Below are 11,546 nucleotides of genomic sequence, written 5' to 3'. Positions count from 1 at the left end.
CTCCGGAGTCCGTACGGCAGTGGCGTGCGGCGTCTCCGGAAAGGGCTCCGCGTGGATTGGCGGACCTGAAAATGCTGCTTTGTTTTCCGCTCAGTACGGCTGAAAGGAGATGCCCCTCCTTCGTTTTGCCGTTGGAAGGGCATCCCGTAGTAAAGATGGGGGTGGGATGAGAGATATTATTCCGGAATGGATTCTCCCCGGATGAGGTCTTCCCAGCTTTGGCGGTTACGAATGACGTTCCATTGGTCCCCGTCCACCAGGACTTCTTCCGCCATGGGCCGTGAATTGTAGTTGGAAGACATGGAAAAACCATAGGCTCCGGCGGACAGTACGGCCAGAAGCTCTCCCTGGCGCACATCCGCCATGTCCCTGTTCTGGGCAAGGAAGTCTCCTGATTCGCAGATGGGACCCACGACATCCGCTGTGACGCAGGGGGCTGAGGGATGTTCTTTGACCGGAATAATTTCATGATATCCCTGGTAGAGGGCGGGGCGGATAAGGTCGTTCATCCCTGCATCCACAATTTTAAAGGTTTTGGCTTTTCCGGTTTTTTCATACAGGCAACGCGTGATGAGCGCTCCTGCATTTCCTACGATAAGACGGCCCGGTTCCACAATAATGTGTAATCCCAGCGGTTGCAGTGTGGGGACGACGGCTTGGGCGTACGTGCTCAGCGTGAGCTGAGCGCAGTCCTCATTCCACCATTCCTGAACGCCGGAATCCAGCGTGCCCTGGTAAACGATGCCAATGCCTCCGCCGATGGATAAGAATTCAATGCCGTATTTTTCTTTCAGGGAAGCAGCCAGGGGGGCAACTTTCCTGACGGCTTCCAGGAAGGGGCTCGCCTGGGTGAGCTGGGAGCCGATGTGCATTTGCAGCCCTTTCAGATGCAGGTTCGGAAGCTCGCGCGCCGCCATTTCATAGAGGGATTCAATGCGTTCGAAATCCACGCCGAATTTATTTTCAGCCTTGCCGGTCGTAATGTATTTATGCGTTCCCGCTTCTACGTTGGGATTGACGCGCACGGCTACCGGGGCTTTGACTCCCATGGAGGCGGCAATGGCGTTAATGGCCCGCAGTTCCGCTTCGGATTCTACATTGAAGCAATAAATGCCCTGGTCCAGGGCATAACGGATTTCCTGCTCGGTTTTTCCCACGCCGGCATAAGTGCATTTGGACGGATCTCCGCCGGCTTTGAGAACGCGGAAGAGTTCTCCGCCGGAGACGATGTCGAATCCCGCCCCGTTGCGGGCCATGAGGCTCAGGATGGCGATGTTGGAGCAGGCCTTGACGGCGTAGGCCACTTCCGCGTTAAGCGGCGCCAGAGCTTCCCTGAGACGGTGAAAGTGGTTTAAAATGGTTTGTTTGCTATAAACGTACAAGGGTGTGCTTTCCTTGTCCGCCAGTTCCTGAAGGTTGACGTTTTCACAGTAGAGCGTGCCGTTTTTGTAAGCGAATGAATGCATGGATTATTCCTTGGTTGTGCTTTCGTTGGTTTTCCCGGAATGGAGAGGAGGGAGAGGGAATCTGGGAGTGGGAGGGTTGTCGATGAGCTGGGCGATCCAGGCGAGATCCTTGGAGCTTTCCAGCCCTAGTTTAATCAACATGGTAATGGGTACGGCCAGCAACATGCCGATGGGGCCCCATACCCAGCCCCAGAAGATGACGGAGAGCAGAACCATACTGGTCACAATGCCGAATTGCCGCCCCAGAAGCATGGGTTCCAGGCAGCTCCCCAGAGCTGTGTTGATCACCAGGTAGCCGCCGGCTACAATGATGCCCGCAGTAGGGCTGATCAGAAGCATGGCAAGAAGCGTGGGGGGAATAGCAGCGATGATGGAGCCGAAGGTGGGAATGAAGTTGAGGGCGAAAGCCACGATACCCCACAGCAGCGGAAAGTCCACGTTCATGTAATAGCAAAGCAGGAATGCCAGAAGCCCTGTAACTGCGCTGATGAATGTTTTGATAATCAGATATTTCTGAACTCCGGCCAGAGCTTTGGAAAATTTGCGGATGCCAGTGTCGCTGTTATGCCCAAGCTTGTTGATGTTCGCACGGAAGCGCGGTGCTTCCCCCAGAAAGAAGGTCATCAGGATCAGAATCAGGGTAGTGAAGGTCAGCATGGAAGCCAACTGCCCCATCACCCCTGTGGAAAACGCCACGATGCGCTGCCCGTTGAGCAGATCCGGAAGTTCCTGAAGCATCTGGTCAGCCAGGTTGTTCCAGTCCCGTTCAATCAGGAAAGCGCGAAGTTCATGAATTTTCTCCATCATGAGGGGCTGGTATTTGACCGTGGCCGTTTTGGCTAAATCCTGCCCAAGATATTGGGCCAGATAGCCCAGGCCCACCAGAATTCCAAAATCCATGATGACCGTGAAAGTCACCGCCAGCCAGTGCGGGAAGCAAAGTCGGCCCTTGAAAAAGGTTGTCAGCGGATAACTGACGATTGCCAGAAAGCTGGACAGAACAATGGGCAGGAGCACCGGTTTCCCCGCCTGCAACCCGGCCGTGATGACAATGACACTGGCGAGCATGAGCAGAACTTTCAGGCCCTCTTTTCCGGATTCTTTCTGGGAAGTCATGGAAGGATTGATGTGAACGGGGTGGATAGCAATAGCCTGTTTTCTGTGGGATTGCAATCTTAAAGGCCTTTATTCCCATGATGTTCCCGGAAGAAACGTTCCAGGTCTTCAAAACGGGTCAGGAGAAAGTCCGGCTTTTTTTCCCTGAGGCCGTTGATGTCCGCCTCCGCAGCCCATCCTGCGGCGAGAATGCGGATAGGGACAGATCGGCATGCGTCCACGTCTGTGGGGGCGTCTCCAATATAGATGGCTTCCGAGGCAACGGAATTCAAACGGGCCAAAGCCCGTTTGATGCGATCCGGTTTTACGCCTCCCTCCGGGGAACCTGTTTCCAGAATGGGAAAGAATTCGGACAGATGGAAGAACTGGAGGGATATTTCCGCGCTTTCCAGACGTTTGCCTGTGACCATGGCCAGCCGAATGCCGAGGTTGCGGAGAGTGTTCAGCAGTTCGGCTGCTCCGGGGAAGGGGACGGGCGCCAGGTCTGCGTGTAGCTTGCGGTAATAGTGAATAAATAATTCCCTGCCGCGTTCATGCAGTTCCGGCTTCCCGGGAATCAATTTCCGGATAACTCCCAGATCGTCCGGGCCGAATTGGAGTTCAATTTCTTCATCCGTCAATATTCTGCCGTCCAGCTTCCGGATAGCGCGGCGGAAAGCCTCCCGGCACAGGGGTATGGTGTCCGCAAGAGTTCCGTCAAAATCAAAAATGGCGGTTTTGATCATCAGCCGTACCCTACATGCCGACAACGGCCGGTTCAAGGGGAAAGCCGTGCCGGAATAGTCATGATGAAACTGAATCGGCAGGACGTGTCATCCCGTGCGGAAAGGTCAACGTTTCATTCCCGTAGTCTTTCTAAATCCCTTATGTACGGGAAGACCCCAAAAGAATATCTGTCCCTGTGGAGCGTCATCGCGCTGGGAATAGGGTCCATGGTGGGAGCGGGGATTTTCGCCCTCATGGGGCAGGCAACCCTGATGGCGGGAAAAAACGTGTACTGGTCCTTTTTTCTGGGAGGCGTTGCAGCCCTGCTTTCCGGGTACACTTACGCCAAACTGGGGTCCCGTTATCCCGGTTCCGGAGGAATTATGGATTATTTCAACGAAGCTTTTTCCCATAAAACCCTGTCCGGCGCATTGACTCTTATTTATCTGGGGACATTGGTCATTACCGTGGCCCTGGTGGCCAAGTCCTTCGGGGCTTATGCGTCCCGCCTGTTTTTGCCGGACAGGGCAGTCACCATTTATTCCACGGCCCTTTTTGCCAGTGTGGCTATTTTGCTGCTGGGAGCATTGAATATGGGGGGAGCCAGGGCCGTCGGAAAGTCGGAAGTGATCATGGTCGCGTTCAAGTTGTTGATTTTGACTGTTTTAATGCTTGCCAGCTTCGGTTCTTCCGTACCAGTGGGAGCGGATTCCATTCCGGTGAAAGGACTGGACGGTTTGCTGGGCAGCGTGGGATTGACATTTTTCGCGTTTGCCGGCTACGGAATGATGGCCAATACGGCGGGCAATCTGAAAAATCCTTCCAAAACGTTGCCAAGAGCCATTTTTCTGGCTATTGGCCTTGTACTGGTCCTGTATTTGATCCTTTCCTATGTAGTACTGTCCAACGTTCCCGCCACTTCCCTGGAGAGCCATACGGAAACAGCCGTGGCCCAGGCCGCTTATCCGGTTTTAGGCATGTGGGGCTTCATGGCCGTATCCGTAGCGGCGCTCATTGCCACGGCATCAGCCATTAATGCCACTATGTTCAGCATGCTGGACATTTCCCGGGCGCTGGCGCGCAACGGCCAGCTGGGAGCTATTTTTAAACAGCCTTTCTGGGGACACGGGACGGAGGGGTTTTTCTATCTCCTGCTGGGGATTCTGGTGATGACGAATGCCTTTAATCTGGTAGCCATCGCCAATCTGGCGGGGGCCTGTTTCCTGATCAGCTATCTGGCGGTGTTTGTCGCCCATTGGCGGCTCCGGAAAGAGACGCGGGGAAATGTGCTGCTTATTATCCTAGGCTTTCTTCTGATGCTGTTTATTTTGGGGGCGTTCTTTTACCAGATGTTCTTCAGCCAGCCTTACCTGATTCCGCTGATTGTGCTGTTTGTAGCCGCCTGTTTCATTCTGGAGTTCCTGATACGCAGAAAGATCGAGAAAAATGCTCCTAAAGTTTCTTGAACCGCAGGTGAGGGAGAAAACCGGGGCCCTTTTCCGGCCTTTTTAATGCAGGAAGGACGTCAGGGGGCTGGTGGCTGCGGCTTTGGAAGAAACGGCGGGAAGGCCGGCCAGATAAGCCATGCGTCCGGCCCGGCATGCCAGGGCGAATGCCTCCGCCATGGCGAAGGGAGAGCCGGAGGCGGCGATAGCCGTATTGACGAGCACGGCATCCGCGCCCATTTCCAGAGCTTCCGCCGCGTGGCTGGGCGCTCCCAGCCCGGCGTCCACCACTACGGGGACAACAGCCTGTTCAATGATGATGTTAATCAATTCCCGGGTCAGAACTCCCTTATTGGTGCCGATGGGGGCGCCAAGAGGCATGACGGCCGCCGCTCCGGCTTCCTGGAGGCGTTTGGCCAGCACGGGGTCCGCATTAATGTAGGGAAGCACGGTGAAGCCTTCCCTGACCAGAATTTCCGCTGCTTTCAGCGTTTCAATGGGATCCGGCATCAGATACTGGGCGTCCGGGTGGATCTCCAGCTTGATCCAGTTGGGCAGTCCGGCTGCTGCCGCCAGGCGCGCCAGGCGCACGGCTTCTTCTGCCGTAGTCGCTCCGCTGGTGTTGGGGAGCAGGAGGTATTTTTCCGGATCAATAAAATCCAGAATATTGGCGGCGGGATCGTGGGACCCCGTCAGATCCGCCCGGCGCAGAGCCACCGTCACAATTTGGGAGCCGGAGGCTTCCAGAGCTTCTCTCATGCTCTCATTGGAAGAAAATTTTCCCGTTCCCATCATCAGGCGGGAGGTAAACTGGCGTCCGGCTATCTGCAAAGGTGTGTCTGTCATTGCGGAATGGAAAGTACCTCTGCTTGCCTTTCCAGGCAAGGGAGAATGGATAGAAAGGGAGCGCGTGACGGCTGGCCGGCACATAATCCGGGAAGAAAGGCCATGCTTTATTCGCCGCTGAAGGAAGCGCTTCGTAAGGCTCTGGGTTTCCCAAGGATTTCCTGATAAAGAACAGCCGCTTTCAGGGAGTTGGGGTGGTGCAGGGAATTTTTCAGGGAAAGAGATTCCACTGCGGCTGATGACGGAAGAAAACCAGGCTGAGGTTCCTTCCTCCCGCTCTTTTGCAAACGTTGCAGAGCTTCCTGTTCCGCATCGGAAAGGGAGTGGATGGACTGCCGGGCTTCTTCCGTAGCTTTCACATAGCGTTCCAGTACATTTTGCTCCGTCTGCCGGGCAGCTCCCACAGGTTGCGCGGCTTCTGGCGTCGGGGTCTGCCGTGTTTTGCGGGTCACGGCGGGGGAGGGAAGCTCTACAGAAGAGGCTGAGGGGCGCGGTGCGCGGGAAGGTACAGCAGATTGAGTTGGCTGGATTTGCCGCGGCTGCGGCTTGGTCCGGCGCATTTCCGCAATAACTTCCTTGACGCGTTTTTCATGATGGTTCTCCGTATTCGGAACAGGCGGTTCCTCATCCTTTTCATCCGGTTTCAACAATTCGATTACTTTTTTGATGAGAAAAATCACCCCGACAATCAGCCAGAACCAGAGTTTCAAGCTATTGTCGTCGCCGGAGGCGAGCATGTATGCCGGTAAATCCATAAAGAATAAAGGCTTCCGAAAAAGAACCTGCCTTTCCGGAAGCCGGGGAATTTATTTGATGGAAGAGGGGGAAGTATCCGGTTGGGCGATGGAATCTCTCATTTTAGTATCAGCCACCACATTTTGGTAACGGGCGTAGTCCAGCACTCCCAGATTGCCGTTGCGGAAAGCTTCCGCCATGGCCATGGGAATCTGTGCTTCCGCTTCCACCACCTTGGCGCGCATTTCCTGCGTTTTTGCAGCCATTTCCTGTTCCGTGGCTACGGCGGCGGCGCGGCGGACTTCCGCTTTGGCCTGGGCGATTTGTTTGTCCGCTTCCGCCTGCTCGGCCTGGAGGCGGGCGCCCACGTTGCCGGCTACGTCCACATCCGCAATGTCAATGGAAAGCACTTCAAACGCCGTGGCGGCATCCACCCCCTTGTCGCTTACAGTGCGGGAGATCACTTCCGGCTTTTCCAGAACGTCCTTGTAGGAGGGGGCGGAACCTACGGCGGAAACGATGCCTTCCCCAACGCGGGCGACTACCGTTTCTTCCGTGGCGCCCCCTACGAAGAGATCCAGGTTGGTGCGCACCGTTACGCGGGCGCGCACCGCCACCGCGATGCCGTCACGGGCCACCGCCGTCAGGCGCGTTTGGCCGGAGCTGGGGTTCGGGCAGTCGATGACCCGGGGATTAATGGAGGTGCGCACGGCTTCCAGCACGGTTTTGGAGGTGCCCTTCACGGCCAGGTCAATGGCGCAGGCGCGGTCGTAGCTCAGCGGGATGCCGGCCTTTTCCGCCGCAATCAGGGCGAGCACGCAGTCCACAATGTCACCGCCGGCCAGAAAATGGGCTTCCAGTTCATCCGTGCTGATGTCCAGACCTGCTTTGGCGGCCGTAATGCGGGTGTCCACCACCAGAGGGTAGGGCACTTTCCGGAGCCACATCCCCAGCATGTTGCTCATGGAGACGGGCGCTTTTGCCAGACGGGCGCGCAGCCATGTTTTGAAGAATTTGGCGATGATGGCGAAGAAAATGACCAGAAAGATGACGAGGACGACGACCAGAATGGTTCCCCACGCGGTCGCGTTGGAAATGTTTGCTGACAGTAAGTTGTTCATGTGTCCTTCCATACCATATGAGCCGAAGCGGGGTAAAGATATAATTGTGTTACCTGCGGTTAAAGGTATTGACCTTTCAGTGGATTCGTGGCAATGCACTTGGCCGTGCGCACCATTGATTTTGATTATCCGCTGCCGGAAGAACTGATAGCGGACCGTCCCCTTCCGGATCGCGCCGCGTCCCGGATGATGGTCATTCATCGGGATACGGGCATGATTGAGCACAGGCATTTTTGCGATTTGCCGGAGTATGTGCGGGAAGGGGATCATTTTATCCTGAATGACACCAGAGTGGTTCCGGCAAGATATTTTTCCAACGACGGTTCCATTGAAGTAGTGCGCGCAGAGGCGCTTAATCCCCTCTTATGGAAGTGCATGGTGCGTCCCGGCCGCAAAATGAAGCCTGGGCGTACGGTTGCCATCGGGGAGGCGGTAGGCATCGTGGAAGACATTGATGGGGAGGGATACCGCCTCATCCGGTTTGACCGGGAAGTGGATGAGGAAAAATACGGCCGCCTGGCTCTTCCCCATTACATGAACCGGGAAAGCGACCCCTCCGACAAGGAGCGTTATCAGACTGTTTACGCCAGGCATGAAGGGGCCATTGCCGCCCCTACGGCCGGGCTGCATTTCACGCCGGAGCTGCTGGCGTCCGTACCTCATGATTTTTTGACCCTGCATGTGGGCGTGGGAACATTCCGTCCCGTCAAGGCGGACAGGATTGAAGACCATCAGATGCACACGGAGCATTTTTTTCTTCCTGAAGCCGCCGCCCGGGCGGTCAATAACGCCAGAAGGGTCATTGCCGTGGGCACCACCAGCGTGCGGGTTCTGGAACATGTGGCGACGGCGGAGGGTCTGCCGTTGAGGGAGTGCGCCGGTTCAACGAACATCTTCATCTATCCTCCCTACAACTACAAGGTGGTGGACGCCCTGATCACGAATTTCCATTTGCCGCAGAGCACGCTGCTGATGCTTGTCAGCGCTTTCGCGGGCAAGGAACTGATCATGAAAGCCTATCTGGAAGCTATCCGGGAACGGTACAGATTTTTTTCCTACGGAGACTGCATGCTGATTCTGTAACATCCCGGCGGTTTTTCAAATATCTTTTGGAAAAGCGCGGATGTTTGTTAAAGCCTGTTTTACGAAGGGCGCTGCGGACGGAGGGATGGCGGCGGAACGCCGCCCGGAGAAGAATGGGGGTGCTGTCTTCTTCTGAATTCCAGCAGGCTCCTTCCGTGGTTCCTGAGTTGGCGGAGGGTAATCAAGGCATGCAGTATTTCTTCCAGCAGAATATGCATCATGTTGGCATAATGGCGGTCCGTGCTGTTCCGGCACAACCGGGGGAAATAGGAGGCTTCCAGCTCCGGAGCGTTCCATTTATTCCGGATGATGCGTCTTTTGCGGGAGGCCCGTGGCCAGCAGGGATATTCCCGGTCCCTCAAATAAAGAAGGTAGCAGTCTTTCAACATGTCGAGCTGGAAGGTTGCGCCGGCGCATGCCGGAAGGGAGATGAAGGGGTGCATGTCTTTTACCCCTTCCAGCGTCATGTGAATGGTTGTTTCCGCAAGCACGGTCCAGTAGAGAATGGGCTCCGTGACGGAACGGCTCCTCCTACGGAACCGCAGGTAGAAATGGCGGCTGAGTTCCAGGGCTGAAAGGGCTTTGATATAATGCGCCAGGACCGCCCGGCCGTATTGGCGGAAAATGAACTGTTCCAGTTTTTGCTGGAGTGGGGCGTCTCCCATGGCCATTTCCTTCTTGAGAAGGTTCCACAGCTCCTTGAATATGGCATCTTCAGGCATAGATTAAAAAAACAATTATTTCCAATATAAAATAAATTAATTCATGGAAAATCCAGATATAATTTTGCAAATTCTTCCCAATTCCGTCATGCGGGCGTAGAGCATATCCGAATACAAGAACGAAGGCGTCTGGCCGGCCGTCGTTCCCGGTTTGATTTTTTTCGGGCCGCCGGATCATTTCCGTTATCCGGAAACGGGATGTAAAGGTTTCCGATGGCGATGCATGGCCGTTTGTCCGGCCGCCAGTGCAGGACAATGGCCCGACAGATTCACGAGGGTGAACAGGACGAAAATTTATGAACACGTTTGATAGGAATCCCGTGTGGGAAAATGCAATTGGGAGCGGTCGCAAATAGAATATGGCGAAAATTTGCCGGGGTCATTTTTTCATGTAAAAAGTGCGACTGCATTTCCATGCGGCGTAATGCGTTCTTGTGAGGGCAAATAAAACGCGATAGCGTAAAAACGACTCGACGGTTAAAGATACCCCTTATCCCTGTCACGCGCGTATGGATCACGATTTCAGTCTCATTCTCACTTTTGTCGGCGGATTGACCGCTGCCCTTCTTTTCGGCCTTATTGCTAGAAAACTGCATTTATCCCCGCTGGTGGGCTATCTGCTGGCCGGAGTGGTGGTTGGTCCGTACTCGCCGGGATTTGTTGCGGATTCCCACACGGTGGAACAATTCGCGGAGCTGGGCGTTATTCTGCTGATGTTCGGGGTGGGGCTCCATTTCCATTTGAAGGATTTGATTGCCGTGCAAAAAGTGGCCGTGCCGGGAGCGGTTGTCCAGATATCCGTGGCTACCGTGCTGGGTGTGCTGGTCGGGTGGATGTTCGGATGGTCCACGATTTCCGGGCTGGTGTTTGGCATGGCGATTTCCGTGGCGAGTACCGTGGTGCTGACGCGGGTGCTGGAAGACAACCAGAACCTCCATACGCCCGGCGGTCATGTGGCCTTGGGATGGCTGGTGGTGGAAGACCTGTTTACCATTCTGCTTCTGGTTCTTATCCCCGCCGTGATGGAAGCGCGCCAGAGCGGCGCCGGAGACTGGGGCGGCATTCTTTCCGGGCTTGGCTGGATGTTCGTTAAGCTGGCGCTGCTGGTGGCCCTGACGCTGTTTGCCGGGAAAAAAGTCATTCCGCTGGTGCTGCGGTACGTGGCGCGGACGGGCGCGCGCGACTTGTTTACGCTGGCTGTGCTGGTCATTGCGCTGGGCGTGGCGGTATGCTCCGCGGAATTTTTTGGCGCTTCCATGGTTTTGGGGGCGTTTTTGGCGGGGATGGTTGTAGGGCAGTCGGACTTCTGCGCGCGCGCGGCGGCGGAAGCCATGTTGATGAGGGATGCTTTTGCGGTTCTCTTCTTTGTTTCCGTGGGGATGATGTTTGACCCGATGTCCGTGGGGGATTGCTGGCCTCTGGCCCTGGCAACGTTGGGGGTGGTGATGATCGGCAAGCCGCTGGCGGCTTATGTGGTTGTCCGCTGTCTGAGACGGCCGGTGCCGCTGGCGCTGAGCGTATCCGTGGCCCTGGCGCAAGTGGGTGAATTTTCCTTCATTCTCGCCGGAATAGGCCTCATGTACAACATCCTGCCTCCGGATGCCAATCAGGCCATCATTCTGGCGGCGGTTGTCTCCATTTCCTTAAATCCCATCCTGTACCGGCAGATTGGGCCTGCAGTCAAATGGCTGCAAAAGCGCGGCGTCGGCCTTGCGGACCTGGGAGGCGTGAACAGCCTGGCGCTCCCGTCAACGGATGCGCGGCGCGTAGTGCTGGTAGGGTTTGGCCCCACGGGGCGCATCCTTAAAAGGATACTGAATGACAACGGGGTGGAAGTCGTCATCGTGGAAATGAACATAGACACGGTTACCGCTATACGGGAACAGGGAGGGGACATTGTTTACGGGGATGCCAGCCAGCGGGAAATTCTGCGCCATGCGGGCATTGAATATGCGGAAAGCCTGATTCTCTCCGCTTCCATTCCGAATGCCAAGGAAATAGTAGGCGTGGCTCTGGATCTCAACCCTCATATTGATGTGATGATTCATACCAAGTACATGAGGGATGTGGATATTCTGAAGGAAGCCGGCGCTTCCCAGGTTTTTTCCTCGGAATCGGAAGTTGCCCTGTCCATGGCGGAATATTTCCTGCGGGAAGGCGGCGCGGACGACGAACAGATCGTTTCCGAGCGCCTGCGCATTCGTGCGGAGCTGGACAGGGAAAGGCTCGGAGTTTCCGTTGCGGGTCATTCATAACTGTTGGCTCCGCTTTGTTCGGGCGGAGACGTCCATGCCCGGAGCGCTCCCG

10 protein-coding genes are annotated in these 11,546 nt (G+C 55.7%); 3 read left to right on the top strand and 7 right to left on the bottom strand.

All coding sequences use genetic code 11. The annotated features are described in order from the left end of the window. Positions 1–176: 176 nt before the first annotated feature. The 3 genes from lysA to B3075_RS02370 are packed head-to-tail and all read right to left on the bottom strand — an operon-like array spanning position 177 to position 3,307. Complete coding sequence (lysA, locus tag B3075_RS02380) at positions 177–1,466, bottom strand: diaminopimelate decarboxylase (protein WP_290489468.1); 1,290 nt, start codon at positions 1,464–1,466, stop codon at positions 177–179. Between the two features lie 3 nt (positions 1,467–1,469). Continuing rightward, positions 1,470–2,582, bottom strand: a complete 1,113-nt coding sequence (locus tag B3075_RS02375; protein ID WP_143245665.1) for an AI-2E family transporter — start codon at positions 2,580–2,582, stop codon at positions 1,470–1,472. Positions 2,583–2,641: 59 nt separating this feature from the next. Further along, a complete protein-coding gene (locus B3075_RS02370) occupies positions 2,642–3,307 on the bottom strand; it encodes an HAD family hydrolase (RefSeq protein ID WP_094136743.1) in 666 nt (221 codons plus the stop codon). A gap of 141 nt (positions 3,308–3,448) precedes the next feature. Here B3075_RS02370 and B3075_RS02365 point away from each other — a divergent pair, with 141 nt between their 5' ends. Further along, positions 3,449–4,753, top strand: a complete 1,305-nt coding sequence (locus tag B3075_RS02365; protein WP_290489471.1) for an APC family permease — start codon at positions 3,449–3,451, stop codon at positions 4,751–4,753. Between the two features lie 42 nt (positions 4,754–4,795). Here the strand turns inward: B3075_RS02365 and B3075_RS02360 are convergent, their stop codons facing one another. The 3 genes from B3075_RS02360 to floA all read right to left on the bottom strand — a co-directional run bounded on the left by B3075_RS02360 (position 4,796) and on the right by floA (position 7,434). Beyond that, the gene (locus B3075_RS02360; protein ID WP_290489473.1) at positions 4,796–5,578 is read right to left on the bottom strand and encodes a thiazole synthase; all 783 of its coding nucleotides are present in this window, start codon (positions 5,576–5,578) and stop codon (positions 4,796–4,798) included. A gap of 107 nt (positions 5,579–5,685) precedes the next feature. Next, the gene (locus B3075_RS02355; RefSeq protein ID WP_290489475.1) at positions 5,686–6,333 is read right to left on the bottom strand and encodes a hypothetical protein; all 648 of its coding nucleotides are present in this window, start codon (positions 6,331–6,333) and stop codon (positions 5,686–5,688) included. Positions 6,334–6,384: 51 nt separating this feature from the next. Then, positions 6,385–7,434 (bottom strand): flotillin-like protein FloA, encoded by a 1,050-nt coding sequence (gene floA, locus B3075_RS02350; RefSeq protein ID WP_022197821.1) that lies wholly within the window; start codon positions 7,432–7,434, stop codon positions 6,385–6,387. Positions 7,435–7,527: 93 nt separating this feature from the next. On the opposite strand from floA, the gene queA reads away from it, so the two are divergent. Beyond that, positions 7,528–8,517, top strand: a complete 990-nt coding sequence (gene queA / locus B3075_RS02345; protein WP_290489585.1) for a tRNA preQ1(34) S-adenosylmethionine ribosyltransferase-isomerase QueA — start codon at positions 7,528–7,530, stop codon at positions 8,515–8,517. Between the two features lie 59 nt (positions 8,518–8,576). On the opposite strand, the gene B3075_RS02340 is transcribed toward queA, so the two are convergent. Next, a complete protein-coding gene (locus B3075_RS02340) occupies positions 8,577–9,239 on the bottom strand; it encodes a hypothetical protein (protein WP_290489477.1) in 663 nt (220 codons plus the stop codon). A 509-nt stretch (positions 9,240–9,748) separates the two neighbouring features. Between B3075_RS02340 and B3075_RS02335 the strand changes: the two genes are divergently transcribed. Further along, the gene (locus tag B3075_RS02335) at positions 9,749–11,494 is read left to right on the top strand and encodes a cation:proton antiporter (RefSeq protein WP_290489479.1); all 1,746 of its coding nucleotides are present in this window, start codon (positions 9,749–9,751) and stop codon (positions 11,492–11,494) included. The last annotated feature ends 52 nt before the right edge of the window (positions 11,495–11,546 follow it).

This window comes from Akkermansia sp. UBA7090 (genome assembly GCF_002493465.1).
Classification (GTDB): domain Bacteria; phylum Verrucomicrobiota; class Verrucomicrobiia; order Verrucomicrobiales; family Akkermansiaceae; genus Akkermansia; species Akkermansia muciniphila_A.
This window is presented reverse-complemented; position numbering and strand designations above follow the sequence as displayed.

Bases quoted from the DNA above. Each gene is read 5' to 3' on its own strand.
- lysA (WP_290489468.1), bottom strand. From the start codon at position 1,466: ATGCATTCATTCGCTTACAAAAACGGCACGCTCTACTGTGAAAACGTC.
- B3075_RS02375 (WP_143245665.1), bottom strand. From the start codon at position 2,582: ATGACTTCCCAGAAAGAATCCGGAAAAGAGGGCCTGAAAGTTCTGCTC.
- B3075_RS02370 (WP_094136743.1), bottom strand. From the start codon at position 3,307: ATGATCAAAACCGCCATTTTTGATTTTGACGGAACTCTTGCGGACACC.
- B3075_RS02365 (WP_290489471.1), top strand. From the start codon at position 3,449: ATGTACGGGAAGACCCCAAAAGAATATCTGTCCCTGTGGAGCGTCATC.
- B3075_RS02360 (WP_290489473.1), bottom strand. From the start codon at position 5,578: ATGACAGACACACCTTTGCAGATAGCCGGACGCCAGTTTACCTCCCGC.
- B3075_RS02355 (WP_290489475.1), bottom strand. From the start codon at position 6,333: ATGGATTTACCGGCATACATGCTCGCCTCCGGCGACGACAATAGCTTG.
- floA (WP_022197821.1), bottom strand. From the start codon at position 7,434: ATGAACAACTTACTGTCAGCAAACATTTCCAACGCGACCGCGTGGGGA.
- queA (WP_290489585.1), top strand. From the start codon at position 7,528: ATGCACTTGGCCGTGCGCACCATTGATTTTGATTATCCGCTGCCGGAA.
- B3075_RS02340 (WP_290489477.1), bottom strand. From the start codon at position 9,239: ATGCCTGAAGATGCCATATTCAAGGAGCTGTGGAACCTTCTCAAGAAG.
- B3075_RS02335 (WP_290489479.1), top strand. From the start codon at position 9,749: ATGGATCACGATTTCAGTCTCATTCTCACTTTTGTCGGCGGATTGACC.